The organism is Chloroflexota bacterium, assembly GCA_026706485.1.
Taxonomy (GTDB): domain Bacteria; phylum Chloroflexota; class UBA11872; order UBA11872; family UBA11872; genus JAJECS01.
The window spans coordinates 94,753-121,084 of record JAPOYR010000012.1 but is presented as its reverse complement, the minus strand read 5'-3'; the positions used below and the strand labels follow the sequence as shown (position 1 = coordinate 121,084).

Genomic DNA, 26,332 nt, shown 5'->3' with positions numbered 1-26,332 from the left:
GCGGGCTAGCCCGTGGCCCACGAGAAGACGCTGCTCAGAATCATCAAGCCGGACAGTGCCAGCCACGACACGCTGATGACCCAGAACAGCACAGGGTTCTCGTCGCGTCGAACCGTCTGCACCACGAATGCCTGCTGCGCCACGATGCCAACGACGGCCCAATAGAAGAAAAAGACTCCCCATACCCACATCCATCCCAGCGCGGTCGCCGTCAAGAGCACAACCAGCGCAAGGACCGTCGGGGCTTTGGTCCGGGTGGCCAACTCCGCGAAATGGCCCATCGTCTCCTCACTCACCTTCTCGGAATTCCTCGCGGCAGTTTATGGGGTCGGTCCGCCCGGACTGCTCGCCCGTCGTCGTCCAGGCGCGCCTTGCGCAGCATGGCTTTGGTGATTCGGTCGCGGTGACGCTGGACGAACGCCGCGGCGCCGTCGGGGTCCACCGCGGACAACGGTCGCAGCGCCCAGCCGATGCCCAGACGGATGAAGTGTCGGCGGTCGTGGATGCTGGCTTCCAGCAGGTCAAGCGTCAGCCGCGGCCGCGGCGACTCGCCGATGGGCGGCACGCGTCCGATCCGCCGGAGGCGCCGCTGCGTGGGACCGCCGAGGCCATCGTTGAGCGACACCGTGGACACCAACGCGACGCGCCGGTACCAGAAGGGCGACTCGCGCGCGGCCCAGGCACGCAATAGGTCCTCGTCGATGATGCCGGCGTCGAGATGGCCCGCGACCAGCAGCAGCGAGATGGGGTCGGCCAGCGCCCAGGTGTCCGGGGCGCCGCTCCAGGCCTCGGTGAGTCGCCAGGTGTCGGCACTGAATGCCGGCTGCGCCGCCAGCATCCAGATTGCGCACCAGGCTTCTTCCAGCGATCCGTCGAAGAGCCGTTCGAGCAGGCGCAGGTCCGACGGAAGACCGAAGTCTTGGACAAAGCCGGTGATCACGCGCTCGGCGCCGGGCATCGACGTGCCGATCACCCGCCGCCGCTCCAGCTTCAGGTACCTGGCCTCGCCCGCCGCGCGCACCGGGTCGGCGACGGCTTCGAGCCGCGAGCGCAGCTCAAGCGCCGGGTCTTGCGGGCTGTCTGGAAGCGAATCGGTCATGGTGCGCCGCACGGAGCATTGGGGAGTCGCGGGGTCATTTGCGATGCTCAAGGCAGCGACGTGCCGCCAGAATGACAGGTCACTTCAGGCTGTGCCGGTCTCGGGCGGGCACAAGGCTCGCCCCTGCAAGAACCGGCGAATGCGTCGCCCCGTACTGATCTACGGCTGGCGGAGCGGACCTCGGTGCTAGAGTGATCCGCCTGCGCCACGGCCCCCGTCGTCTAGAGGCCTAGGACACCACCCTTTCAAGGTGGCGACAGGGATTCGAATTCCCTCGGGGGCGCCTCCGCCCGTCCCGTCTATTGACAGTCCCCGCTGTTGGGGATCATGCAGATGAACTGCAGCGGCGCGGCGCCGGTGTTCTGAAACTGGTGCATGGCCATGGGCGGCACGAAGACGGCCTGGCCTTGCGCGAAGGGCTTAAGCCCGTCGTCGGTCAGCAGGTGGCCGCTGCCGCTGACGATGAATACTTCGTGCTCCCAGGGGTGCTGGTGATGATCGGTCGCGCCGCCGGCCTCGACCTCGAAGAGCCGCATGCCGAAGTTCGGCGCGTCGTCCCGGTGGGTCACCAGGTTGCGCTTGATGACCTTGCTCGGGGCGTCGGGATAGACGTGCTCCGCGACGACATCGCCGGGATCGATGACCTTGGGTTGCATGGGGTTTCTCTCTGGGCAAATCCGCTACCCCATCGTAGGTCCCCAGCCTGGACCGCCGAAAGTCGGGGAGCGGCATTGCCATTGGCGAGCCCCATCGCGGAAAATGGCCCGCCGCAGCCCCAGGCCGCGCCGCCGCCTCATGCCCACCGTCACTATCCGCATTCCGCAAGTGCTGCGGCACCACACCGCCGGGGCGCGCAGCGTCGACGTCGAGGCGGGCGCGGTGCACGAGGCCCTTGAAGCGCTCTTCGCGGTGTATCCGTCGCTGCGAGAATCGTTGACGCCGCCCAGCGGCAACGTGCTCGAAGCTACGAATCTGTTCCTCAACGAGCGGGACGTCGCCACGCTCGACGGGCTGGCGTCGACCTTGGCGAGCGGGGACACGCTGACGATCCTCCCGGCCATGTCCGGTGGCGGGCGGAGCGGAAGGCTTGTGGCAAGCTCCGAGGGCCTATGCAAACACGTTGGGACGATAGACATGGCTAGAGGCATATTCGTGGGCGCCATAGCGGCGGTCCTCCTCGCGGTGTCCTCAGCATGCTCTGAAGCGCCCGAGGCCATCCGGATGGGAATCGAGGGCGCCTATCCGCCGTACAACTTCATCAACGATGCTGGTGAGATCGACGGGTTTGATCGGGAACTGGGTGACGAGATTTGCCGGCGGGCCAATCTCGAGTGCACCTGGGTCATCAACGAGTGGGACACCATCATTCCCAATCTCGTGGCCGGCCAATACGACACGATCGTGGCCGGGATGAGCATCACGCAGAAACGAGACGAGATTATTGACTTCACGCAGCCGTACCTCCCACCCGGCGCATCGGTCTATCTGGCCGCGGCCGGCGCCGGCGACGAAGCGATCAATGGCAAGGTGGCCGCACAAGGGGCCACGGTCCAGGCCGACTACCTAGCGTCGCAATCGGGCGCAACCCTTCTCGAGTACGAGCTTGTACCCAAAGCCATTGCGGCCGTGCTGAGCGGCGAGGCGGATGCGGCGCTGGTGGACCTGAAGGTTGCCCACAAGAGCCTGGCCGAGCACGAGGGAATGTTGGCCATCGTCGGCCCGGAAGTGAAGCTCGATCTCGGTATCGGCATTGGTGTCCGAGAAGACGACGGCGAGTTGAAGGACAAGCTGGACCAAGCCATCACCGACATGAAAGGCGACGGCTCGCTGAACGTGCTGATCGCGAAGTGGTTCGGCGATGAGGTGGACGGCTTCTAGCTAAAGGCAGCCCCGGCGCCCCCGCCTCCCGCGGTTCCTGCGCCCGCCGCTTGACACGTCACAGCATACCGGTATAGAACAACCGGTTCGCCCCCAAGGCGGGCGTGTGGTCGGGGGGCAGAGTGCGGAAGCTAGCGGTCGGCCTGGTCGTCGCTGCGGTGGTCTTCGCCGTAGCCGCCCCGGCCTATGCCCTCGATTGCGAGGGATTCGACCTCGACGACGGTTGCTTCTTCACGATCACCGGGGGAGACACGACCGATCCGGACGACGGCTACGCCGTCACCAATGCCCACAGCGTGCCCATGTGGGACTTCGTCCGCGACCGCGAGGCCCAGGCCATCGGCTATCCGATTAGCCAGCGCTGGACCGAGGGGCCGTTCACGCTGCAGGCCTTCCAAAAAGTCATTCTCCAGTGGGACCCCATCAAGCAGCGCATGAACTACTACAACACCCTCGACGCGCTGGCGAACCGCTATCCGTCGGTCGAGCTGCCGTTTGTGCCCCCGCACCAAGTGCTCGAGGAGGACCAGGGGGCGACCTTCGGCACCATCATCCGCAACCACCTGGCGCTGCTCGACGAGAACGAGGCCATCAAGGAACGGTTCCTCAGCGAGCCCGACTGGCTCAACCTCTACGGGCTGCCGATCCGCTACGAGGAACGTGAGGTCGACGGTGACCCCGCGGGCGTGCAACTGCTGCGGAGCCAGCGGACAGTGTTCGTGGTCTGGAACGTGCCCGCCGCCGGCATCACCGTCGGCCGCGTGAATCTCCAAAACGTGCCCGACAAGTTGAAGCAGCTGAGCAACGTGGTCATCCCAGACACCGCGAAGACCCTCGCCCGCGTCCCGGATCCCAGCCTGCATCCGGCCATCCGAGCCCTTCCATGGGTTGCCGACGGCGTCTTCCCGCACGAACAGGAAACCCTGCTGCTGCTCCGCAAGCTCGCCTCATCCTCCGACGAGCTCCTCTCCAGGCTCCTGGTCACGCGGCAGCCCGACTGGCTTCAGCGCCTACCCGGCGCCCAAGGGCAAGGCGCCCTCCGCATGATCAGCGCATTCGCTGAAATCCCCTGGACTCGGAAGCATATCGGCCCCGCCCAGCCAATCCTCCTCAGTGTCTTGCTCAACGCTACCGAAGACCAATGGCCGTCATCGTTCCGCAAGCTAATGCATAAGCCCTGGATTCGCGACGGCGTCACCTGGGGTGAGTTGAGATTTGCCGAAATCGCGCTCAGGCAAACCCTCGTGCTTGCCGAGGCAAACAACCCCCAATACAACGGCAAACTCGCTGAACTCGATAACATTCTAAGCATCATGCTCGATATGCCTTATCTGGACAGCTTCGAAGGCTATGAAACTACCATTACCGAAAATCTCTTTTTCGGCTATACCCGCACAAATCCACGCACCGGAGCCAGCGAATGGCTTCATGGACCGGATCTCGTCATGCGGATGCTGCGCGGCTTCGCCGCCACTGGCGGCATCACGGATCGTCAGGCGCTGTTCCCTAGACCTCGAGATTTCCACGGGGAGCCCGAGGAATTCGCCGCAGCCGTTAGTCACAGGGCGAGCGAGTCTTCAGTTATCGAAAAGGACATCTTTCTGCCGCTATCCGGCCGCGTACGCATCGTTCTCATCAATCGCCAGGACATTGTCGCCAGTCCGACGGCCATCTCCCATACGCTGGGTACCATTGAGAGCGTCTTGAATGAATTGGTTGCGTTCACGCAGATGCCATTTCCCGGGCACTATGTGAGCTTCAGCGACTATATTGTCCCTGGATCCCCTTCTGAAATCCGAGAGGCACGACGACAACTGGTCCGGCGTTTTATCGCCTATCACAATGGGTACGAAGTGCCATATTGGGCGACTGAGGGAATTGCTGCGGTCGTTGAGTTGGGAATGGGTTACCGCCCCGCACATTGGAATCCTGGCCTCAATGAATTTCAAGACCCTGGAGAAAACGTCCAGTGCCCGGTCAATACCGTCAATAATCAATTCGTCCTTGGCGATGCCAGCTGTCATGAGTATCTTGGCGTAAGCTTCTTTCTCGACCTATATCGATCATTGGATACCGCGTCGTTTCGCAATGGCTTTGCCAGGATGATTGCCAACACGAATGGCTGGATTCCTCTCTATAGCTATTGCTGGGCGCAGGATAGAATTCTTGACATTCCTTGCGTGTATCCGGAGCGACCGCCCTTTGAAACAGCGCTCACCGACGCGTTTACGACCGGCGTGTCGCCCGAAGCCGCAGCCAACGCCAGGGCCGTGATTCAACGGTGGTACTACGGCCGCTAGGGGCTTGGAGCGTCCCGAGGCGTGGTGGGCGTGGCACCACGGTACGCCGGCGAGATTGCCATGCGCCCGTCGGCTTCCGCCGGTCGCCGATTGACACGCCGCAACGCTTCGATATAGAACAACCGAAATCTCGCCGGGGCGCGGCTCGCCTGGGGATAAGCGTGCGAAAGCTGGCGGTTGGCCTCATCGTCCTCGCCGTGGTGCTCGCCGCGGCGGCGCCGGTCCACGCGCTCGATTGCGCGGGCGATGCGCTCGACGACGGCTGTCTCTTCACCATCACCGGCGGCGACACGCCCGATCCGGACGACGGTTTCGCCGTTACCAACGTCAACGGTGTGCCGATGTGGGACTTCGTCCGCGACCGGGATCTCCAAGCCATCGGCTTTCCCATCAGCCAGCGCTGGACGGATGGCCCATTCACCCTCCAGGCCTTTCAGAAGGTCATCCTGCAGTGGGACTCCAGCAAGCAACGCATGAACTACTTCAACACCCTCGACGCGCTGGCGAACCGCTACCCGGAGGTGGAGCTTCCATTCGTGCCGCCACACCAGGTGCTGGAGGCGGACCGCGGCGCCGATTTCGGCACCATCACGCGCAACCATCTCGCCATCCTGGATCAGAATCCGGCAATCAAGCGACGGTTCCTCAGCGAGCCCGATTGGCTGAACCTTTACGGGCTGCCGATCCGCTATGCGGAGTTGGAGGTCTCAGGAAACCCGCAAGGCGTGCAAATGCTCCGGGCCCAGCGGACGGTCTTCGTGGTCTGGAACGTGCCGGCGGCCGGCATCACGGTGGGCCGGGTGAACCTCCAAAACGTGCCGGACAAGCTGAAGCAGCTCAGCAACGTCGTCATTCCGGACGCCGCCAAGATCCCGGCCTATCCCCCAGACCCCGCGCTAGACCCTGCCATCCAGTCCATCTCCTGGATCGCGGACGGCATTGCCGCCGGCGATCGGGAATCCGTTGCGCTGCTTCGCAGGCTCTATGCGACCTCCCCCGAGCTTTTCTCGCGTCTCGTGTTCGAACGGCAGACGGCCTGGGTGCACCAGCCACCCAATCCTCAGACCGAAGCCGCCCTGGGCATTCTCCTCGCCATCGCCGACATCCCCTGGACACGCAAGCACGTCAGCGCAACCGAACCTCTGATCATGCGAGTGTTACTCCATACACCCCAAGCCGATTGGCCACACGCCTTCCAGAAGCTCCTCCAAAAGTCTTGGATGCGGGACGGAGTCACCTGGGATGAGCTGCAGCTGGTCGACCATTTCCTCTATTTCACGCTCAACTATCCGCGCTATCCCGGCACCACCTACTTCGGCGAGACGGAGGAGGTCAACCAGCTCCTCAGCCTCATGCTCGACATGCCATTCCTGGATACCTTCGAGGGCTACGAAACCCATATCATTCAAGATCTGCCCAAAGAAATTGCATTTGCCGCACGTCCCGGCAGACCTGCCGGCACCTACGGAGGACTTTCGCACACGCAGAGGGCCCTCCAAGAGTTTCTCTCGACTGGCGGGATTACCGACGCACAAGCGCTCGCCTACGGATATCTCGGTACCACCCTGCGCGACTTCCGCGCCACCCCCTGGGACGTCCCTCACTTGCTCAACGGCTGGAGGCAGGACTTCGCCGTCAAGAAGCGCACTGTCTATATTCCATCCTCCGGCTTTGTTAAGTTGTTCTTCATCCATCATCTCAGCGAAACCGTAGACCCTAGCGCCATGGACATCCTGGAAAGCGTCTTGCAAGAAGTAGCCGAGTTCGTCGACGTCCCCTTTCCACATGGCTATGTGGTTTTGAAGACTGACGCCGCATCGGGAAGAGGCGATAACCTAGGACATATTATCGAGATTGACTTGCAGTACATTAGGAATTGGAGTATAACAACTGACACACGAAGAATACTGTCCCATATCATCGCGCACTATTACTGGCAGACCGGCGATCGCTTGGTGGATGAAGGAGCGGCCACGGTTGTTGAATTCGGGCTTGGTTATCGCGACTTGTATACACTACCCGAGTCGGGTTCACCACATCTACAGACTGGAGAGATCCCGCCGTGCGCATTCGATAGTATTAGTGACGCCATAGGTGACGTGATTGGGAGCTGCGACTACTATTTCGGTCCGCGTTTATTTGTCGAGTTATATCAGGAGTTAGATTCGGAGTCGTTTCATAAAGGCTTCGCCCAACTGGCCAACATGAGATACGGCAACCTGCACGGCAGCTGTTTTCCGGAACGGGAAACCATCGATGCCCCGTGCCCTCCCGTGCAGCGGACACCGTATCTGGAGGCAATTACGGAGGCGTTCACGACCGGCGCGACGCCAGAATCGGCGGCCACCGCCAAGGCCATCATCGAGCGCTGGCAGCACGGTACCTGAGCACCGCGGCGCCCCCGGCGTCGATCTGACCACGGTCCCCGGGCTTAGTCGGTCCCGGCTTCCAACGCCGGCGCGCTAAGTCGTCTTGCGCTCGGGCGGCGGGATTGAGAGCCGCCGGGTTTCGGCAGTGGATACGTCCACCACCGCGGGCTGGCCCTCCTGCGTGGCGCGGATGGCGCGCTGGAGCGCCGGCCGCAGCTCGGCCACCGTATTCACCTTCTCGCCGTGGCATCCCAGCGCCGTCGCCACGCCCGCGTAGTCGCCGAAGAGCGAGGACACGCCGAACTTCTCGATGGCGGTGGGGATGTTGCGGTCGTAGCCGCTGAATATGGCGTCGTTCTTGATGACGCTGAGGATAGGGATGTTCTCGCGCGAGGCGGTTTCCCAGTCCATGCCGGTCATGCCGGCGCCGCCGTCGCCCATCACGTTCACGACGAGCTTGTCGGGATTGGCCAGCTTGGCGCCCATGGCCAGACCCAGCGAAAAGCCGAGCTGCGAGGATTGCCCCCAGCCGAGATAGCTGCGCGGCACGGTCGACTCGTAGAACACGCATTGGATGTCGCGAGTGGCGCCGGACTCGTGCGTGACCATCGACGCGTCGGGGTCCAGCAAGCTCCATAGCTCGCCGAATAGGCGGTAGCCGTTGACAGGGTCGCTGTCGTCGCCGAACTCGGCGGCGAAGTCCGCCCGCCAGGCGCTGCGTAGCTCGGCGAGATTGGCGGCCGTGCTCCGCCGCAACTCCTGCTGCGGGGCGCCGACGCGGGACCGCAAGGCCTCGGCCAGTTGCGCCAGAAACAGCCTGGCATCGGCACAAACGGCCACGTCCGCCGGGTAGACCTTGTGCAGGTCCGCGGGGTCGTTGGTGGCGTGAATGATCGTCTTGCCCTCGGGAATCTTGGGCGTGAACGGGCTGAGGCTCAGGCTCGTGCCCACGCCCAGCAGGGTGTCGCTGTGCTCCAGGTAGTGGGTGACCATGCCGGTCTCGACGTAGGCGCCCACGCCGGCCGAGAGCTCGTGGCGCTCGTTGAAGGCGCTCTTGCCCTGCAAGGTGGTCATGACCGGTGCCCCGAGGAGTTCGGCGACGGCTTGCAGCTCGGCGGAAGCCTCGGCGTAGAGCACGCCCTGACCGGCCCAGATCAGCGGCGACTCGGATCGCAGCAGGCGCTCCGCGGCCTCGTCGACGGCGCCCGGATCGGCGGCGCTTCGGACCGGTTGCACCGGCGTGTGCGTGATGGGGCCGCTGAATTCCTGCGCGGCGACGTCGGTGGGCATCTCGAACATCACCGGGCCCGGCCGGCCCGAGCGCAACGCCGCGATGGCCATACGGGCGCGCTGCGGGATCTGCTCGGCCGACGTCGGCTGCAGCGCCAGCTTGGTGACCGCGCTGTAATGCGGCAGGCCGTCGAACGCCGGCGGGATGCCGGCCTTTTGCAAGCCCGGATGGCCCGGAATGAACAGCAACGGCGATGCGTCGGTAAACGATTGGGCAATCGGCGCGAAGGCGTTTTCGGAGCCGGCGGATTGCTGCACGGTGAAGACGCCCAGCTGGCGTCCGTTGGTGGAGCGCGCCACGCCGTCGGCCATGTTGCCGGCGACGCGCTCCTGGCGTGCCAGCAGCGTGCGGACGCCTCCGCGGGCCAGCGCTTCGAGAATGGGCGTCGTGGGGTAGCAGAACGCCTGCTGGATACCTTCGGCTTTGAGGATGGCGACGAGCGCGTCAGCTCCGGTCACGGCAGCGTCCCCCGGCAGGTCAACTGGTGGAACGTTGGCACGTACGCGGCCATCCGGCAACCGGCCGGCGGTCGCTTATGCTGCGCCGATGCGGTTCCAAGCGCGCCGGGTGCGCGTTGCGGTGGTCTGCGCGGCGGCATTCGCGGCCGTGGTGGCGGCGGTCTACTTCCTCATCGACAACCAGCGCGCCGCCGGCGCGGCCACGATTGCGGTCGTGGTAGCGCTGGCCGGATACCTGGGGCTGCGCGTCGGGTCGGAGTCTCGCGGCTCGCTGCGGCCCCTCATCGTCGGCACGGCGGCGGCCACGGCGATCGGGCTCGCGGCCTTCGCCCTGGCGATCCTGCTGGTGGCGGTGACAGGGCGGGGCTAGGACTGACCCGGGCCTGCGAGGGCTACGTCGCGTCCGAGCAAGCCCGGGTGTGGGCGCCCGACGAGTTCACGACGGACGTTGACGCCGTTCGCCTCGATGTGTAGGGTCAATACACATGTTGCGCGGAGACAAGGGCTGTCGCCGTGGCGAGGGTTCAGCTCATCATTCCGGACGAGGACCGCGAACGCTTCGTCCGCCAGGCCCGCCGGGAGGGCTTGACCTTCAGCGCGTGGCTCAGGGCCGCCGCGCGTGAGCGGCTCGAGGCGCGGCAACGCACGGACCGGTTCGCGTCGTCGGAGGACCTGCGGCGGTTCTTCGACACCTGCGCGGCGCGTGAAGGGCCCGGCGTGGAACCGGATTGGCACGAGCACCTCCAGACACTCCACGAATCGAAGACCGACGGCTTGCCCAGCGTGTGATCTTCGTCGACACCAGCGTCTTCATATATGCGGTCGGGAAGCCGCATCCGCTGCAATCTCCCGCCCAGCAGTTCTTTGACGAGTCGCTGCGCAACCGCAAGCGGCTATCTACTTCGGCCGAGGTCGTCCAAGAGCTGATGCATGTCTATCTGCGGATGAAACGACCGCACACCTTGGACTCAGCGTTGGAACTCATGGAAAAGGCCGGCATTGAGGTGTGGCCCTTGGAAGAGGCGGACATCATCCTCGCCCGCCAGCTCCATGACCGGCTGCCCGCCCTGAGCGCCAGAGACCTTTGCCATCTTGCGAGCTGCAGGCGGCGTGGCGTGCGAGAGATCATGACCTTCGACCAGGCCCTCGCCGCCGCCGGGGCGAAGCTTGCCGGGAAGACCGTCTGAGCCGGCCGTGGGAATCGCAGCGTTAGTAGAACGGGCGACCACGAGGGTCGCCCCTACAACGGCGGGAGACTCGCGCGAGAGAACCGGCGGTCCGATCTTGGCGGCTATCGGTCGCGAGCCGCTCAAGCGGCGTCGGCGGTGTCCGCGGGGAGATCGGCGTCGCGCGTCGTGCGCAACGGGATCTCCGGCAAGAAGATCGCGATGGCAAAGCCGACGAGCATGAGGCTGGCCGTGACCACGAACAGTCCGCGCAATGCATCGGCCAGACCCAGGCGCAGAGCCTCCATCAGCAGGTCGGTCACGGCGGGCGCCGCCGCTCCGAGCGACTCCCGCAGCGATGCCGTGGCTTCGGGCACGAACAGCGCCTCCGGATTGCTGACCTCGGCCAGGCGCTCCGGGCCCAGCGCCTCGCGCACCTGGTCCGGCAGCCGCTCTCGCAGGTTGGCGGCGAACCACAGGCTCAGCAGCGACCCCATGAGCTGCGCGCCGATCGTGGAACCCATCGACCGGAAAAAGCGCGATCCGGCCGTCACCTCGCCCAGGTTGCGGTCGGGAAAGGCGTTCTGCGCCACCACGACCAGCACGGAGAATGGACCGCCGATGCCCAGACCCATGACCACCATGTTGCGCACGAGCTCGAGCTCGGTGGTGGACGCCTCCATGCGCGCGAGCAGCACCCCGCCCACGATGCCGACGGCGAAGAGCACCAGGATCAGCGCCTTGTAGCGACCCGTGCGAGACACGATCTGCCCCGACGCGATCGCGCTGACGATGAAGCCGAGCAGCATGGGCACCAGCACCGCCCCGGAGCCGGTCGCGCTGGTCCCGATAACGGCCTGGGCGAAGAGCGGGATGTAGAGCACCGCGCCGATCATCCCGGCGCTGCCCAAGAAGGTGGTGAGGATGGCGACCACGTAGACGCGATTGGTCAGAAACCCCAGGTTGATCATGGGGTCGCGGGCCCGGCGCTCCAGGACCACCAGCAGGCCCAGCATGGCGGCGGCGCCCAGCAGCAAGCCGACGATGGGCGTCGACAGCCACGGGTAGCGACCACCGGCCCAGGAAAACGCGAGCAGCAGCGGAACCACGGCCCCGACGAGCGCCAGCGCGCCGGCGACGTCGATCGACCGTCGCCCGCTTCGCCGCACGGACGGCAGCCCGAACCACGCGGCCAGCACCGCGAGGCCGCCGAACGGCAGGTTCACATAGAAGACCCAGCGCCAGGTCAGCGTGTCGGTGATCCAGCCGCCGATCGTGGGTCCGGCGATCACCACCACCCCGAACAGCGCCATCAGGGCGCCCTGCCACTTGGGCCGCTCGGAGGGCGGAAAGAGATCCCCGATCAGCGCCGGACCCAGCGCCATCAGGGCGCCGGCCCCGAGGCCTTGCAGGCCGCGCGAAACGATCAGTTGGATCATTTCCTGGCTCGCGCCGGCGATGGCCGAGCCGGCCATGAACAGCCCCAGGCCAGTCAGCCAGAGCCGCCGCCGACCGTGGGTGTCCGACAGCTTGCCCCACACCGGGAGGCTGACCGTCGAGACCAGGGTGTAGGCCGTGAAGACCCAGGCAAAATCCGCCAGGCCGCCCAGGTCGGCCACCACGCGCGGGATGGCCGTGATGACGATGAGCTGATCGAGCGCGGAGAACATCGTGCCGACCACGACCGCCACCAGCACCAGCACGCGCTGGCGACGTTCCGACGGGGCCTTGGGAGGGGCTGGTTGCGGGTCGCTCACGGGCTATTCAGCATAGGGGAACGGGCAGTATTGAGTAACCTAATATTTTTTCTAATAGAATGAAAATATCCGTCAGCGCGACCTGCGGCGCTCTGGTTTCGCAGCGGGGGAGTCAATGGCTGAGCCAGCCCTGGTGTTGCCAAAGTGCACACATCGTGCAATGATTGGAGCATGAGCGCCGGCTTCGACTGGAGCACGGAGAAGAATCGACAGCTCATTGAGCAGCGGGGAGTCTCATTCGAGAGTGTCGTCGCCGCCATTGAGCAAGGGGACTTGATGGACGTGCTGGAGCACCCGAACCAGGATCGCTACCCGGGGCAGATGATCTACGTCGTGGACATCGACGCCTACGTCTACCTCGTGCCGCATGTGCTGCAGGACGACGGCACTCGCTTTCTGAAGACGATCATTCCCAGCCGAAAGGCTACGCGAGACTATCGGAGGAGGCGGCCATCGTGACCGACGCGCTGAGCCCCGAAGAGCGGGACATCCTCGATCAGTTCGAGCGGGGCGAGTTGCGCTCCGTTCCTCACCTTCAGGACGAAATCCACGCGGCGCGTCAGGCGGCGCGCCAAACGTTCAACAAGACCAAGCGCGTGAACCTGCGAGTCACCGAGCGCGACTTCAACCTCGCGCACGCGCGGGCCAGGGAAGAAGGGATTCCCTACCAGACGCTGCTGTCCAGCGTGATCCACAAGTACCTGTCCGGACGGCTGACCGAGAAGCGGTAGGCCGACGTTCTCGCGGCCGGCGACACCGGCCTTGCCCGATAAACCGCTGGGAGATCGCGTTAAAGGCTAGCTGTCAAGTATAATCCCACGGGATTTCCGCAAACACCTAGGGGTTGTCATGACCAAGAGCCAGCGACTCTGGTTGCGGGCGGCCAGGCTGCTTTCGGACCCAAGGTTCTTCGATTCGGAACGCGAGCGCGTGCTCGACGAGCACCCCTTGCTCAACGCGAACGGCTTGGGACTCTCGAAGTACACCCCCATTGAATTGGACGCCGCGCGGGATGAGTTGCGGACAGGCGGGGATTGCGAGGGGGGAATTCGCCACACGCTCGAGTACTTTGCCGAGGCGCGGGTGTCGCTGAGCTATCGACTGCGGGGGTGCGGCTGGGCGCGTCATTTCGATGGACCGGCCCCGCAGAAACGTTCGAGCTACGGGCTCAAGCACCAAGTCGAGTCGTATTTTCGGGCGCGTGGGAGGCGTCGTGAGGGAGATGAAGGGATGCCGCCGACTAACCGCTATACGTCCAACGGGGCGTTCATTTGCGCGGCCCTCATGGCGGGGCTGCAAATGTGGCCCTACAAGGATTCGATCAATCCCTTCTTCCGCTTGGGCAGGCCGTGGGCGGTTGCGGGCATGCAACCAGAAGACTATCCCCACCCTGCCGATGAGCGCATGGCGAAGTTTTGGCGGTGGGCCGTGCAGCAGGACATCGGCGATCCTCTTGTGGAGGATTTCATTGCCGATACGGTGGACCTCCTCTACGGCGGGGCGGACTTGAAGCAGTTGGAGGAGGCTGTGGCGCGGGGCTGTGCCGAGGCGCAAGAGGTGTATGACCGTCTGCGCCGTGAGTTTGGCCTTGAAGTTCCGAACGAAACAGCGCCAGCCCGGCTGGGTTTCATGGCCGGACAAATCGACGTCCCCGACGACTTCGACAGCATGGGCGGCCCCGAGATCGAGCAGATGTTCGGGACGGTGGCGTGACGTACTTGCTAGATACCCATGTGTTGCTGTGGGCGGCGGGCGATCCGACGCGGTTGACGCCGGAATCTCGGAAGCTCCTCGACGATCCCGCCGCCGAGTTGATGTTCAGCACGGCAAGCATCTGGGAGGTCGTCATCAAGCGCGCGCTCGGTAGGAGCGGCCTTCGTGTGGACCCGCGGCTCTTGCGCGACGGTCTGCGGCGACACGGCTACAGCGAGCTTGCAATTCGCTCGGAACACGCGCTGGCGGTCGGCCTCCTGCCACTCATTCACAACGACCCCTTCGACCGGATCCTCATGGCGCAAGCCCAAGTGGAGAACATCACGCTGCTGACCATGGACAAGAGACTGGGCCAATATCCCATCTCCATCCAAGCTGTGTGATGGAGGGACTCGGTTGAGCGATTGCCTGCTACTCGACCGCGCCGCCTCGTGACCATGCGCATTACGGCTGTCGATAGCGTCATCGTTCCGCAGGCGGGGCGCAGCTATGTGTATGTGCTGGTGCGGACGGATGCGGGGCTGACCGGTCTGGGCGAGGCGACGCTGATGGGGCGTGAGCGGTCGGTGCGCGAGGCGCTGCGGGACTTTGCGGAGCTGGTGGTCGGCGAGGACCCGCTGCGGCGCGAATACCTCTGGCATCGAGTGTTTCTAAGCGACCGACGCCGCAGCGGCGCGGTGCAGATGGGCGCGCTGGCCGGCATCGACGTGGCTCTGTGGGACATTGCCGGGCAGGCGCTGGGGCTGCCGATCCACCGGCTGCTCGGAGGGCCGGTGCGGGATCGCGTGGCGCTCTATACGCACTGCCACGCCAACACGCCCGAGGAGGTCCCCGACGCCTTCGGTCCACTGGTCGACGCGGGATGGACCGCCGCCAAGTTCCTGCCGCTGATGGCTGCCGACGAGCAGGAGCGGGGCATGGACGTACCCGCCGCCCTGCGCCGGGCGGAGCGAATCGTCGAAGCCGCGCGCGAGTTCGTGGGCGAGGCGTTTCACTTACTCATCGAGACGCATGGGCGGCTGCGGCCCGACGAGTTCGTCGACCTGGCGCGGCGGCTCGAGCCGTTCGATCCCTACTTCCTGGAGGAGCCGACCCGGCCCGAAGCCGTGGCGCCGCTGCGACGCATCCGGCGGACGGTGAGGGTCCCGCTGGCCACCGGCGAGCGGCTGCTGCACCGCTGGGACGCCCAGCCCGTGATCGACGAGGAGCTGGTGGACTACCTGCAGCCGGACATCGCTCACGCGGGCGGGCTGACCGAGGTCTGGAAGATGGGCGTGGCCGCCGACGCGCACCTGATCAAGCTGGCGCCGCACAATCCCCAGAGCCCGGTCAACACCATGGCGAGCCTGCACCTGGATTTCGCGCTGCACAACGCGGCGATCCAGGAGGTGATCTGGCCCTTCGCGCCGGAGGTCGAGGCGCTGTTCGAGAGCGACCTGAAAATCAAGGACGGCTACGCCTTGCCGCCCACGTCGCCGGGTCTGGGCATCGCGCTCGACGAGGCCGCGGCCCGGGCGCTGGAGTCCGCGGGTCCGGCCGCGCCGCCCGACCTGTTGCGCTACTCGGACGGCGCGCCGGCCGAAATCTGAGGTGGCGGCGGAGGAATTGGGCGGGATCTACGACGATCTCGACCTGCCCGCCGGCACCCGCCGTCCGTACACGGCGATCCAGATGGTGATGACGCTGGACGGCGCCATCAAGGGCCCAACCGACGCCTACTGGCCGATCGGCGGCGAGGCCGACCAGCGCACGTTTCGCCGGTTTCGAATCCACTTCGACGCCGTGCTGCACGGCGCGCGGACGCTGGGCATGGGGCTGGACCGGTACCTGTGGAGCGATGAGCTCCAGCGCATGCGGCGGCAGCGCGGCCTCAAAGAGCCGCCGCTGTTCGTGATCGTGACCAACTCCGCCCAGATCAATCCCGCGGACCGAGTGTTCCGGCGCCGGCGTTACCCGCTGCGGCCAATCGTGGTGACGCACGAAGCCGCCGTCGTGGACCCGGCGCTCGCCGAAGTTGCGGAGATTGTGTGGCTGGGCGACACGGCGGTCGATCTGCCGGCGCTCGCCGCCTACCTGGCCAGCGAGCGAGGCGTCCGGCGGATGGTGTGCGAGGGCGGCGCGATTCTCAACGCGCACATGCTGCGGGCCGGCCTGGTGGACGACTTTTTCATCACCGTGACGCCGTCGATCATCGGCGAGCCGCGGCCGCGCACGGCAGTCGAAGGCGAGCGCGCGCTGGACCCGGAGGACGTCCTATCGCTCGACCTGGTCAGCGTGACCCAATGCCAGGGCGAGGTTTTCCTGCGCTACCGTGTACCCAACCCCATCCCTTACAGCGAGTAGCAGCCCATCGTGAGCACCGTCGCGCTGGTTCGTACCCAGCCCGAAACCGTCCTCGACGACGTCGCCGACGCGATGCGCCGCGCCGGATACCGCGACCACCTGGACCCCGCGGCCGAAACCGCGCTCAAGATCAACATTTCCTGGCACCACTGGTATCCGGCCTGCTCCACCGCGCCTTGGCAGCTCGACGGCGTGACGCGCACGCTGCTGGCCGACGGTTTCCCCGTGGAGACGCTCTTCGGCGCGCACAACCGCACCGTGGTGGTGAGCGCCCGCGTGGGCGAGCGCGTGAACAAGCACCGCCCGGTGCTGGCGGCGCATGGCGTGCGCAACGTGCACCTTTACGAGGACGAGCGCTGGGTGCGCTATGAGCCGCAGGGCCGGATGCTCACGTTGCACGACGTGTATCCCGAAGGCGTGCGCATTCCCGAGCGACTGATCGGCACGAACATCATCCACCTACCGACCATGAAGACGCACGTGTTCACCACCATCACCGGGGCCATGAAGAATGCGTTTGGCGGCCTGCTCTTCGAAAAGCGCCACTTCTGCCACGCCACGATCCACGAGACGCTGGTGGACCTGCTGACGATTCAGAAGGAGATTCACCACAGCGTCTTCGCCGTGGTGGACGGCACGTTCATCGGCGAAGGCCCCGGGCCGCGCTGCATGGACGTGTACGAGCGCGGCCTGATGCTGGCCGGCGCCGATCAGGTCGCCGTGGACGCCACCATCGCCCGGTTGATGGGCCTGGACCCGTTCGAGATTCCGTTCCTGCGGCTGGCGCACGAAGCCGGGCTGGGCACGGCCGACGCGCGCGAGATCGACGTGGTGGGCGTGGACCCCGATGCCGTGAGCTGGAAGGCCCGCACGGCCCGCGAGACGTTTGCCAGCCGGGGCCAGAAGCTCATCTATTGGGGACCGCTGAAGCCCCTGGAGCGGCTGCTGCTGCGCACGGTCATCGCGCCCTGGTCCTACGCGGCGTCCCGTGCCTATCACGATGTCTACTGGTGGAACGTGCACGGTCGCCGGCGAGTGACCGAAGCGCTGCGCGGGCCGTGGGGCCAACTCTTCCAGCAGTATCCCGAGGAGGACCACCACCCGCTGCCGCTTCCCGAGGCTGCCACCGCTCGGCGCTAGCCCCGGTCCCCGGTTGACGGCAGACCCGCGCCGGTCGCTTAGTCTGAAATCAGGCCTTCCTGGGGGCGATTCCAGGGGAGCGCCACAGCCACGGACATGAACTTGCCACGGGGAAGCGGCATGTTTCCAATGGGGATGTCGATGACCACCGGGGCCTGACATCCGAGGGCGTGCGGGAGCAGGGTTTCCAGCTCCGTGGGATCGCCGGCGCGCAGTCCAACGGCACCGAAGGATTCGGTGAACGCGACGAGGTCGGGATTGTGCAAGTCCGTCTCGTAGGTCCCGCCAAATAGCTCATCGAGATCACGCCCGACGTTGCCATACGCGTCGTCGCGGAAGACGACGGTGATGACGTTGATCCCGTATTGCACGGCGGTGGCGAGCTCTACCGCGTTGAACAGGAATCCGCCGTCGCCGCTGACGCAAAGGACGTGGCGCTCGGGGTGCGCCACCTTGGCCCCCAGGGCGGTGGGGACACCGAATCCGAGGTTAAAGGAGTAGCCACTGTCGATGAACGTCTTGGGGCAATTGACCTGATAGTGGGTGCGGGCGTAGTAGCCGAACTGGGTGACGTCCCAGACGATGTGGGCGTCCTCGGGAATGCTGCGTTGGATGGATTCGAGGATTGGGTACTGCGGCTCCTGGCGCCGGATGTCGGCGTAGGCGATCAGGCGGCGGGCAGCGGCGACGGCCTCGATGGGCGAGGGCCGATCGGCGGCGCCGGCTTTGAGCAGGAGGGGAAGCAGGGATTCGATCGTGGCCTTGGCGTCGCCGTGAAGGGGAAGCGTGTTGGCGTGGACGCTCGCGATTTCGGCGTCATCGATGTTGATGTTGATGAGGGTGGAGTCCTCGCGGGCGGGATTCCCCAGCGAGAAGCGAGCGCCGATGCCGATGACGACGTCGGCGGCCTGCATCACCTCGAAGAGCTCGTTCATCTCGTCGTGCTCGCCCCAAGGGGCGAAGCATGAGCCGTAGGAGAGCGGGTGGCGGTCGGGAATGGCGCCCTTGCCGCCCGCGGAGGTGATGACGGGGATGTTCGTGGACTCGACGAAATCCACGAGGTCGGATTCGGCGTCCGATAGGGCCACGCCGCCGCCGGCGTAGATGAGGGGCAGGCGAGACTCCGCGATGACGCGGGCGGCCTCGCGCAACTGGTCGGAGCTCGGTACGAGGCGCGGAATCGACACCGGATCGCGCAGCACGACATCGTCGCGCTCAACGCCTGCCTCGGGCGGAATCTCAATCAACGTGGGGCGGGGGCGGCCGGTGCGCATCTGGCGGAACGCTTCGGAAACGGCGTCCGGGATTTCCCGCGGCGTGAGCGCCTGCCGCCGCCACTTGGTGACGGGCTCGACGATGGACCCCTGGTCGAGAACTTCGTGATAGCTGCCTGAGCCCCCGCCGATCTGACCGCGCGGGATCTGGCCGGCAATGGCGAGGACGGGCGAGGACCGAGCGTAGGCGGTGGCCAGGCCGCTGGCGGCGTTGTACACCCCAGCGCCCGGCACAACGAGGACGACACCCGGCTTGCCGGAGACGCGGGCATAGCCATCGGCCATGTGGGCGCAGGCCTGCTCGTGTCGAGTGGTGATCAGGCGGATGCGGGGCTCGTCCCGCAGGGCGGCCATGATGCCGGACATGTGAATGCCGGGAATGCCAAAGACGACATCGACGCCTTCGCGGACGAGGGACTCCACCAGCGCCTCGCCGCCGCTCATCAGGGCCACGGCATCCTCGATCCGGGGCGGGGTCTGGGCGGTCCAGGGGGCGGGATCAATCGATACATGGTGCTGCCGCGGATGACAGCGGAACCCAGGTAGTATCGCACTCGGTCCGCCGGACACCGGTGAGACTGGCGCCGGCCAAACCGGGCGATGACGCTGGACCTGGCCCGTGTGTCGAAGCCGCCGGCGCTACGCTATCCAGCCCATATGGTCGTGGCATTGCTCGCCTGACCCGGAGGAAACGAGCCCATGGTCTCAAGCAGTGCGACGACGGTTGAGCAATACCTGGCCGAGCTGCCGGACGATCGGCGGGCGGACGTGGCGCGGGTGCGGGAGACGATCCTGGCCAACCTGCCCGACGGGTTCGAGGAGACCATGCAGTACGGCATGATCGGCTACGCGATCCCGCTGGAGCGCTTTCCCAACACTTACAACGGCCAGGCGCTGGGCTCGGTGGCCCTGGCGTCGCAGAAGCGGCACATCTCGGTCTATCTGCACGGGCTCTACGCCAGCCAGGAGCTGACGGACTGGTTCGTGGCGGCGTACGCGGAAGCGGGCAAGAAGCTGAACATGGGCAAGTCGTGCGTGCGGTTTCGGCGCGCCGACGACGCGGCGCTGGACGTGATCGGCGAGGCCGTGGCGCGGGTGACGCCCGAGGACCTGATCGCGGCCCACGAGGCCGCACACAGCCCGGAGGCCAAGGAGGCGCGGCGCGCGGCGCGGGCGAAGCGCCGGGCCTACTGACTCTTCGGCGCTTCCCGGAACCGGCCCGTTCGTCCCCTCGGTGAACTCAGGGCAGGCGGCGAATCAAGCCGCTCGTGACACGGCCGCCCTTGGTATTCCCGAGCGTCGGCCTTCAGTGGGGATCCGGATCCGGGGCTTTAGTGCTTCATCCCGGAACCCGAGATCGTGAGTCTTAGATTCCTCGCTCCGCTCGGAATGACACACCGGGTTCCGCAAGCAAGACGCCAACAACTGCTAATGCTCGAGACTTGGCCGCACCGGCACACGGCGGCTTAGGCCTGCTGTGGCGGCGGGTCCTTGAGGCCGCTGCCGGTGGCGGCAATGAGCACGGCGTCTTCGGCGGCAATGGCGTCCTTGGCGCGCAGTTGCGCGGCGGCGGCGAACGCGGCGGCTGACGTCGCCTCGACGAACAGGCCCTCGTCGCGAGCCAGGGCGGAACGGGTCGCCGCGATCTCGTCCTCGCCCACCGCCACGGCGCTGCCTCCGGTGTCGCGGGCGGCCTGGAGTACGGCTGCGCCGCGGGCGGGGACGGCCACGTCGATGCCGCCGGCGATGGTCGGCCGGCGTTCGACGGCAACCGGTTCGGCGGCGCCCGTGTTGTACGCCTGCACCAGCGGCTGGCAGGCCGCCGCCTGGGCGATGTGCAGGCGCGGCATCCGAAAATGCAATCCGGCTTGCCGCAGTTCGGTCAGCGCCTTGTGCGCGCCGAGGATCAGCCCGCCGTTGCCCACCGGAACCACGAGGTGTTGCGGCAGGGCGCGCACGCCGTCCTCGAGCAACTCAAGCACAAATGTCTTCGTGCCTTCGAGGAATGCCGGATGGCGGCTGTGCGAGGCGTATGCCGCACCGGGCGCCTGCGCGGCGAGGGCCGCCGCGTCGCCTACGTCCTCGCGCGTGCCTTCCACGGGGTGCACCGTGGCACCGTACTGGGCGATCTGCGCCAGCTTGCCCGCGGGCGCCGCGGCGGGCACGTAGATGTCGGCGGACAGCCCGGCGCGCGCGGCGTAGGCCGCCATGGCGGCGCCCGCGTTGCCCGACGAGTCTTCGACGATCTTGGCGACGCCCTGGGCCTTGAGCGAAGCGATCACCGGCGCCGCGCCGCGGTCCTTGAACGACCCGGTCGGGGCCATGAATTCGAGCTTCGCGCGGCACTGGCTCAACCCGTGACCGCCGCCCCAGGTCGCAAGTTCCACCACCGGCGTGCGTCCCTCGCCCATCGTCAGGAGGGGCGCGTCGCCGGGCAACGCCAGCGCGGGCCGGTAGCGCCAGACGCCCGGCGCGCCCTGGTCGATAAGCGGCTGAATGTCACGGGTCAGCTTCGGCAAGTCTTTGGCCGCGTCAAGCAGCCCGTCGCAGCGCGGGCATGCCAACAGCGCGGCGTCCCACGGAATATCAATTGCGCAGGCCGGACAGCGCAGCGTCACGGCGGCCATTCAGGCAACCCCCCACCGTCGAAGATCGTCATCGCTGAGGCCGAAGTGGTGGGCAAACTCGTGGATCACGGTGGAGCGGATCTCCTCGCGGAGGTCGTCGGGATTCCGGCAGGCCTCTTCGAGCGGGCCTTGAAAGATGGTGATGCGGTCCGGCAGCACCATGTGATAGCCGGAGGTGCGCTCGGTGAGCGGCACGCCACTGTAGAGGCCGAAGAGCGTATAGCCCGGCGGCACCTCCGCGCTCTCCAGCTCCTCCTCCGTGGGCCAGTCGGCGATGAGGACCTCGACGTTTTTCAGGTGATCGCGCAAGCCCTCGGGAATTCCGGCGATGGCCTCGCGCACGTGCTCTTCGAACTGGTCCGGAGTCATGGGCCGGCGCGGACTGGGGCGCCGACCGCTGTGCTAGCATCCCGTCGGCCCGCCGTCGGCGGTAATTGCACCCCATGGACGACGTCGCCGAGCACACCCTCTCCAACGGACTCCAGGTCCTGCTGCGCGAGAGTCACGCCGTTCCCCTGGTCAGTTTCGTCATGTGGTATCGCGTGGGCGCGCGCAACGAGCCGCCGGGCATGAGCGGGGCCTCCCACTGGGTCGAGCACATGCTGTTCAAGCGTACCGAGACGCTCAACCCCGGCGACATCGGCCGTCTGGTCAACGGCGTAGGCGGCACGTGGAACGGGTTCACCACGGAGGATACGACGGCCTATTTCGAGACGGTGCCGTCGCAGCACCTGGACCTGCCGCTGCGGATCGAGTCCGACCGCATGGCCAATGCGGTCTTCGATCCCGACGACGTGGCGAGTGAGCGCACCGTCATCATCTCGGAGCGCGAGGGGCACGAGGCGGAGCCCATGTTCCTGCTCGCCGAGGCGCTGGAGGCCGCCGCCTTCACCACCCATCCCTACGGCCACGGCGTGATCGGCAGCAAGGCCGATCTGAACCGGATGACCCGCGACGAGCTGTACGAGTACTACCAGACCTACTACGCGCCCAACAACGCCCTGGCGGTCATCGCCGGCGACATGGTCGAGGCCGACGTGCTGGAGCGGATGGAAGCGGCGTTTGGGCACATTCCCGCCCGGCCCCTACCGCCGCCGCTCGACGTGCGAGAGCCCGAGCAAACGAGCCCGCGCGAGGTGGACGTGCGTCATCCCGGCCCCTTCCCGGTTCTCACCGTAGGCCACCGGATTCCGGAGTTCGCGCATCCCGACTTTCCAGCGCTGCTGGCGCTTGACGCGCTGCTCTCCGGGCCGAAAAGCGGACCGTTCGGCGGCGGCGGGATCGTGCGCACCTCACGGCTCTATCGGCGCTTCGTGGCCTCGGGCCTGGCGGCCGCGGTCGGCACTGACATCGGCTTCAACATCGACCCGACCCTGCACCGGATCACCGTGGTGCTGAAGCCAAACGGCGACCGCGAGCCGATCGCCGAGGCGGTGGAGGAAGCGATCCAGGATCTGCACGATGCCCCGCCCAAAGAGGCCGAGCTCGCCCGAGCGGTGCGCCAGGCGCGCGCCAAGCAGGCCATTGGCCTGGAGGGCGTGACGGCGCAGGCGATGTGGCTGGGATTCCTGGATATCGCGCACACGTGGCGCGCGGCGCAGACCTTCACCGACCGCCTCACGGAAGTTTCGCCGCAGGACGTTCAGCGGGCGGCGCAGACCTATTTGCGACCGGAGCGGCGGACCACCGGCTGGTTCATTCCCGAGGGTCCGGCGCGGGCGTGACGCGCGGTCCGGCGCTCGGTCCCGAGACGGTGGCGAGGTCCACCCTGGCCAACGGCATGGTGCTGCTGGTTTACCCCAACCCATCGTCGCCGTCGGTGGCGGTGGCCGCCCAGCATGCGGCGGGGGCCATCCTGGAAACCGAGGACGATTGCGGCCTTGCGGGATTGACCGCCGACGGACTCAACCGCGGCACGGCCACGCGGTCCTTCATGGAGTTCAGCGCCGAGCTCGACGACGTGGGCGCCTCGCTCAACTTCGGCGCGGGCATCGAGCACGGCAGCTTCAGCGGCCGCGCCCTGGCCGAGGACCTGGACGTGCTGCTGCGGCTGGCCGCGGACGGCCTGCAAAACTCCACATTTCCGGACGAAGAGGTCGAGCGCCTGCGCGACCAGGCGCTCACCGGAATCGCGCACGTCGAGAACAACCCCGGCGCGCTGGCCGACCGGCGCTTCCGCGAGCTGCTGTTCGGCCGCGACAACCCCTACGGCCGTCCCGACGAGGGCTACGCGGACACCATGCGCGCCCTCACCCCGACCGCGGTTCGAGACTTCCACGCCGAGGCGTTTGATCCGGCCTCGATCGTGCTGGCGGTGGTCGGCGCGGTGACCCCCGACGCCGTGCGCGACCTTACGGCGCGCTATTTCGAGGACTGGCGCGGACCCGGCACGGGCGCCGCCGAGCGCCAGCGCGATGCCATTCGCACCTTCGACACAGCCGCAACCACGGCCGGCGGTGTGCGCGAGGACCTGAGCCTGGCAGGCAAGACGCAAACCGAGTTCACGCTCGGCTGGCCGGGCGTGCGACGGCTCGACTCCGCGTACTTCCCGGTCATGATGGGCAACTACATCCTGGGGCAACTGGGGCTCGGCGGACGCATTGGCGCCAACGTGCGCGATGCGCAGGGGCTGGCCTATCACGCCACCAGCCACGCCGAGGCGGCCCACGCCCGCATGCCGTGGACCATTCGCGCGGGCGTCAACCCGGTGAACGTGCCCAAGGCCGTCTCCAGCGGGCTGGCGGAAGCGCGGTGCCTGATGGACGAGCCGCCGACCGAGGAGGAGCTGCGGCTCACCAAGCAAGCCATGATCGGCTCGCTGCCGCTGCGGCTGGAGCGCAACGGCGGCATTGCGGGCATGCTCCTGACGATCGAAAACTTCGGCCTGGGACTCGACTACCTCATGCGCTATCCGGACATCGTGGAGGCGGTGACGGCGGACGACGTGCAACAGGCGGCGGCGCGGCTGCTCGATCCCGAGGCCTACACGCTGGTGACCGCCGGACCGGAGCTGCCGGCCTAACCGACGGCCAAGCGCCGCCGGCGCTACGCTGCGGCTCGAATCCCCGCCGATCGGGAGACGCCATGCACGTGCACCACGTTGACCGCCACAGCGACTTTGCCGCCGCCAAGATGGCCAAGAACAACCTGTTCGAGTCGGAGCGGATGTTCTGCGACGTCTATTGCCTGGAGCCGGGACAGGACCAGCGGGTCCACGCCCACGCCGCGTCCGACAAGGTCTATTACGTGATCGAGGGCGCGCCGACGTTCGAGGTGGACGGCGAGCGGAAGGCCTTCGGCCCTGGAAACGCCGTGTGGGCGCCGGCAGGATCCGACCACGGGGTGGCGAACGAGACCGGCGATCGGGCGCGGCTGCTGGTCGTGATGGCGCCGCGGCCCTAGCTAGAAGCCCGAGGTCCTTCGCGGGCCCGGATCCAGCGCCATGACGGTGGCGTTGAAGCTGGCCTGCAGCAACTCGTCGCGCACGTTGCGGTGGTCCGCGCTGTCCCACAGGTTGTCGAACTCGTGTGGATCGGCCTGCATGTCGTAGAGCTCGCCCAGCCCGTGGTTGTGGTAGACGTTCAGCTTCCAGCGGCGGTCGCGGTACATGGTGGCGCGGGTGTGGCCGGGAAAGTCCACGGCGTCGAGGTACTCGCAGCGCACGTAGTCCCGATGGTCGTTCGCAGGAGCGTCGCCGCACAGGATCGGCAGCAGCGAGCGACCCTGCGTCTCCTCGGGCACGGGCAGCCCGGCGATCTCCAGCAGGGTGGGCGCGATGTCGGTGAGCTCCACCAGCGCGTCGCTGCGCAGCCCGGCGACGAAGCGCTCCGGCCAGCGCCAGATCAGCGGCACGCGCGTGAGGCCGTCGAAAAAGCGGCAGCCCTTTTGGAGCAGGCCGTGATCGCCCGCCGACTCGCCGTGGTCGCTGGTGAAGACGACGACCGTGCGCTCGGCCTGGCCGGCTGACTCCAGCGCGTCGAGCAGCCGCCCGAACTGCTCATCGACCAGCTCGATCATGGCGTAGTAGGCCGCCTGGACTTCGCGTCCGCGGAAGTCGTCGGGATTCTGCGACTCGCTCTGGAAGCCGACGCCGGCGCGGGTGAGGCGGCCCTGGGTCTCGAGATCGCTCGGGCGGAAATGCGGGCCGGGCAGGGCCGACGGGTCGTAGCGGCGGTAGTACTCCCAGGGCGGGTTGTAGGGCGGGTGCGGGTCGTAGGGATTGACCGAGAGGAACCAGGGCGTATCGCTGGGTCGCTCGCCGGTGATGAAGGCGATGGCGCGCTCCGTGCACCAGGTGGTTTGGTGGAGCTCTGGCGGAACGTTGTCCCGCTCCGGCGTAGGCGCCATGAGCCCGCCGTAGCCGGCCCTGGTGCGCAGCACTTCCGCAGGGTCGTGGCCCTTCTCGTGCAGCCAGCGGGCGTAGTCGTGCTGCGCCAGCGGCCAGTCGTTGCGCGGGGCGTGGCTGTACTCGAACACGCGGTAGCCGTCGTCCACGCGGGGCTCCTGGGCCGAGGCCGCGCCGGCCAGGTGCAGCTTGCCGACCAGACCGCCGTCGTAGCCGGCGTCGGCCAGCGCGCGGGTGACCAGACGCTCGGCAGTCTCCGAGGGCACCACCGCGTTGCCGTTGCGCGCGTTGCGGATTCGGCTGGGATACATGCCGGTGAGGAAGCTGGCGCGGCTGGGCGTGCAGATAGGGCTTTGGCAGTAGGCGTGCGTGAACGCCGCCGACTGCGCCACGAAGCGGTCGAGGTTCGGCGTGCGAACGTGGGGATTGCCCAGCGCGCCGATTGTGTCGAACCGCTGCTGGTCGGTGCAGTACCAGAGGATGTTGGGGCGGTCGGGGGTCATGGGCTGGGTCACGAAAGCGGAATTCGCCAAGCTATGGCACAAGGCGATGCGCCGGTCGTTGCACGAAAC

25 protein-coding genes, 1 tRNA gene and 1 pseudogene are annotated in these 26,332 nt (G+C 66.7%); 18 read left to right on the top strand and 9 right to left on the bottom strand.

Annotated features, from left to right (window positions below):
* Nucleotides 1–5: 5 nt before the first annotated feature.
* Nucleotides 6–281: a hypothetical protein gene (locus tag OXG79_13415; GenBank protein ID MCY3784763.1), complete on the bottom strand. Its 276-nt coding sequence runs from the start codon at nucleotides 279–281 to the stop codon at nucleotides 6–8.
* An 11-nt stretch (nucleotides 282–292) separates the two neighbouring features.
* Nucleotides 293–1,099 (bottom strand): DNA alkylation repair protein, encoded by an 807-nt coding sequence (locus OXG79_13410; GenBank protein MCY3784762.1) that lies wholly within the window; start codon nucleotides 1,097–1,099, stop codon nucleotides 293–295.
* Between the two features lie 210 nt (nucleotides 1,100–1,309).
* Here OXG79_13410 and OXG79_13405 point away from each other — a divergent pair.
* Nucleotides 1,310–1,382: transfer RNA gene (locus tag OXG79_13405), tRNA-Glu, on the top strand.
* 16 nt (nucleotides 1,383–1,398) lie between these two features.
* Here OXG79_13405 and OXG79_13400 read toward each other — a convergent pair.
* On the bottom strand, nucleotides 1,399–1,755 hold the full coding sequence (locus OXG79_13400) for a cupin domain-containing protein (GenBank protein ID MCY3784761.1): 357 nt from the start codon (nucleotides 1,753–1,755) through the stop codon (nucleotides 1,399–1,401).
* A gap of 139 nt (nucleotides 1,756–1,894) precedes the next feature.
* Between OXG79_13400 and OXG79_13395 the strand changes: the two genes are divergently transcribed.
* From OXG79_13395 to OXG79_13385, 3 genes are all read left to right on the top strand, one after another.
* Entirely contained in the window at nucleotides 1,895–2,977 is a 1,083-nt protein-coding gene (locus OXG79_13395; protein MCY3784760.1) for a transporter substrate-binding domain-containing protein, read from the top strand.
* A 158-nt stretch (nucleotides 2,978–3,135) separates the two neighbouring features.
* A complete protein-coding gene (locus OXG79_13390) occupies nucleotides 3,136–5,277 on the top strand; it encodes a hypothetical protein (GenBank protein ID MCY3784759.1) in 2,142 nt (713 codons plus the stop codon).
* A gap of 161 nt (nucleotides 5,278–5,438) precedes the next feature.
* A complete protein-coding gene (locus tag OXG79_13385; protein ID MCY3784758.1) occupies nucleotides 5,439–7,664 on the top strand; it encodes a hypothetical protein in 2,226 nt (741 codons plus the stop codon).
* A gap of 75 nt (nucleotides 7,665–7,739) precedes the next feature.
* Here OXG79_13385 and OXG79_13380 read toward each other — a convergent pair whose 3' ends face one another.
* Nucleotides 7,740–9,395 carry a thiamine pyrophosphate-binding protein gene (locus tag OXG79_13380; protein ID MCY3784757.1) on the bottom strand — a complete coding sequence of 552 codons (1,656 nt, stop codon included), beginning with the start codon at nucleotides 9,393–9,395 and terminating at the stop codon, nucleotides 7,740–7,742.
* Between the two features lie 88 nt (nucleotides 9,396–9,483).
* On the opposite strand from OXG79_13380, the gene OXG79_13375 reads away from it, so the two are divergent.
* The 3 genes from OXG79_13375 to OXG79_13365 all read left to right on the top strand — a co-directional run bounded on the left by OXG79_13375 (nucleotide 9,484) and on the right by OXG79_13365 (nucleotide 10,582).
* Nucleotides 9,484–9,765 (top strand): hypothetical protein, encoded by a 282-nt coding sequence (locus tag OXG79_13375; GenBank protein MCY3784756.1) that lies wholly within the window; start codon nucleotides 9,484–9,486, stop codon nucleotides 9,763–9,765.
* Nucleotides 9,766–9,908: 143 nt separating this feature from the next.
* Nucleotides 9,909–10,184: an antitoxin gene (locus OXG79_13370; protein ID MCY3784755.1), complete on the top strand. Its 276-nt coding sequence runs from the start codon at nucleotides 9,909–9,911 to the stop codon at nucleotides 10,182–10,184.
* A complete protein-coding gene (locus OXG79_13365; GenBank protein ID MCY3784754.1) occupies nucleotides 10,181–10,582 on the top strand; it encodes a type II toxin-antitoxin system VapC family toxin in 402 nt (133 codons plus the stop codon). Before OXG79_13370 ends, OXG79_13365 begins: the two co-directional genes overlap by 4 nt.
* 122 nt (nucleotides 10,583–10,704) lie before the next feature.
* Here OXG79_13365 and OXG79_13360 read toward each other — a convergent pair whose 3' ends face one another.
* Entirely contained in the window at nucleotides 10,705–12,318 is a 1,614-nt protein-coding gene (locus OXG79_13360; GenBank protein ID MCY3784753.1) for an MDR family MFS transporter, read from the bottom strand.
* 171 nt (nucleotides 12,319–12,489) lie between these two features.
* Here OXG79_13360 and OXG79_13355 point away from each other — a divergent pair, with 171 nt between their 5' ends.
* From OXG79_13355 to OXG79_13325, 7 genes and pseudogenes are all read left to right on the top strand, one after another.
* Complete coding sequence (locus tag OXG79_13355; protein ID MCY3784752.1) at nucleotides 12,490–12,777, top strand: BrnT family toxin; 288 nt, start codon at nucleotides 12,490–12,492, stop codon at nucleotides 12,775–12,777.
* Nucleotides 12,774–13,049 (top strand): antitoxin, encoded by a 276-nt coding sequence (locus OXG79_13350; GenBank protein ID MCY3784751.1) that lies wholly within the window; start codon nucleotides 12,774–12,776, stop codon nucleotides 13,047–13,049. Before OXG79_13355 ends, OXG79_13350 begins: the two co-directional genes overlap by 4 nt.
* Before the next feature lie 886 nt (nucleotides 13,050–13,935).
* Nucleotides 13,936–14,031, top strand: a pseudogene (locus tag OXG79_13345) (type II toxin-antitoxin system prevent-host-death family antitoxin).
* Entirely contained in the window at nucleotides 14,028–14,414 is a 387-nt protein-coding gene (locus OXG79_13340) for a type II toxin-antitoxin system VapC family toxin (GenBank protein ID MCY3784750.1), read from the top strand. Before OXG79_13345 ends, OXG79_13340 begins: the two are co-directional and overlap by 4 nt.
* Before the next feature lie 54 nt (nucleotides 14,415–14,468).
* The gene (locus OXG79_13335; GenBank protein ID MCY3784749.1) at nucleotides 14,469–15,620 is read left to right on the top strand and encodes a hypothetical protein; all 1,152 of its coding nucleotides are present in this window, start codon (nucleotides 14,469–14,471) and stop codon (nucleotides 15,618–15,620) included.
* A gap of 1 nt (nucleotide 15,621) precedes the next feature.
* A complete protein-coding gene (locus tag OXG79_13330; GenBank protein ID MCY3784748.1) occupies nucleotides 15,622–16,374 on the top strand; it encodes a RibD family protein in 753 nt (250 codons plus the stop codon).
* A gap of 9 nt (nucleotides 16,375–16,383) precedes the next feature.
* Complete coding sequence (locus OXG79_13325; protein MCY3784747.1) at nucleotides 16,384–17,514, top strand: DUF362 domain-containing protein; 1,131 nt, start codon at nucleotides 16,384–16,386, stop codon at nucleotides 17,512–17,514.
* A 38-nt stretch (nucleotides 17,515–17,552) separates the two neighbouring features.
* Here the strand turns inward: OXG79_13325 and OXG79_13320 are convergent, their stop codons facing one another.
* A complete protein-coding gene (locus tag OXG79_13320; GenBank protein MCY3784746.1) occupies nucleotides 17,553–19,232 on the bottom strand; it encodes a thiamine pyrophosphate-binding protein in 1,680 nt (559 codons plus the stop codon).
* Between the two features lie 255 nt (nucleotides 19,233–19,487).
* On the opposite strand from OXG79_13320, the gene OXG79_13315 reads away from it, so the two are divergent.
* On the top strand, nucleotides 19,488–19,982 hold the full coding sequence (locus OXG79_13315; GenBank protein MCY3784745.1) for a DUF1801 domain-containing protein: 495 nt from the start codon (nucleotides 19,488–19,490) through the stop codon (nucleotides 19,980–19,982).
* A 272-nt stretch (nucleotides 19,983–20,254) separates the two neighbouring features.
* Here OXG79_13315 and OXG79_13310 read toward each other — a convergent pair whose 3' ends face one another.
* Together OXG79_13310 and OXG79_13305 are read right to left on the bottom strand one after the other, a co-directional pair.
* Complete coding sequence (locus OXG79_13310) at nucleotides 20,255–21,415, bottom strand: pyridoxal-phosphate dependent enzyme (protein MCY3784744.1); 1,161 nt, start codon at nucleotides 21,413–21,415, stop codon at nucleotides 20,255–20,257.
* The gene (locus OXG79_13305; protein ID MCY3784743.1) at nucleotides 21,416–21,784 is read right to left on the bottom strand and encodes a metallopeptidase family protein; all 369 of its coding nucleotides are present in this window, start codon (nucleotides 21,782–21,784) and stop codon (nucleotides 21,416–21,418) included.
* A 74-nt stretch (nucleotides 21,785–21,858) separates the two neighbouring features.
* Between OXG79_13305 and OXG79_13300 the strand changes: the two genes are divergently transcribed.
* The 3 genes from OXG79_13300 to OXG79_13290 all read left to right on the top strand — a co-directional run bounded on the left by OXG79_13300 (nucleotide 21,859) and on the right by OXG79_13290 (nucleotide 24,817).
* Nucleotides 21,859–23,139: a pitrilysin family protein gene (locus OXG79_13300; protein ID MCY3784742.1), complete on the top strand. Its 1,281-nt coding sequence runs from the start codon at nucleotides 21,859–21,861 to the stop codon at nucleotides 23,137–23,139.
* Nucleotides 23,136–24,437 (top strand): pitrilysin family protein, encoded by a 1,302-nt coding sequence (locus tag OXG79_13295; protein MCY3784741.1) that lies wholly within the window; start codon nucleotides 23,136–23,138, stop codon nucleotides 24,435–24,437. The genes OXG79_13300 and OXG79_13295 overlap by 4 nt, the downstream gene beginning before the upstream one ends.
* 62 nt (nucleotides 24,438–24,499) lie before the next feature.
* Nucleotides 24,500–24,817: a cupin domain-containing protein gene (locus tag OXG79_13290; protein MCY3784740.1), complete on the top strand. Its 318-nt coding sequence runs from the start codon at nucleotides 24,500–24,502 to the stop codon at nucleotides 24,815–24,817.
* On the opposite strand, the gene OXG79_13285 is transcribed toward OXG79_13290, so the two are convergent.
* Nucleotides 24,818–26,263, bottom strand: coding sequence for a sulfatase-like hydrolase/transferase (locus OXG79_13285; protein MCY3784739.1), 1,446 nt, complete (start codon nucleotides 26,261–26,263; stop codon nucleotides 24,818–24,820).
* Nucleotides 26,264–26,332: the final 69 nt, after the last annotated feature.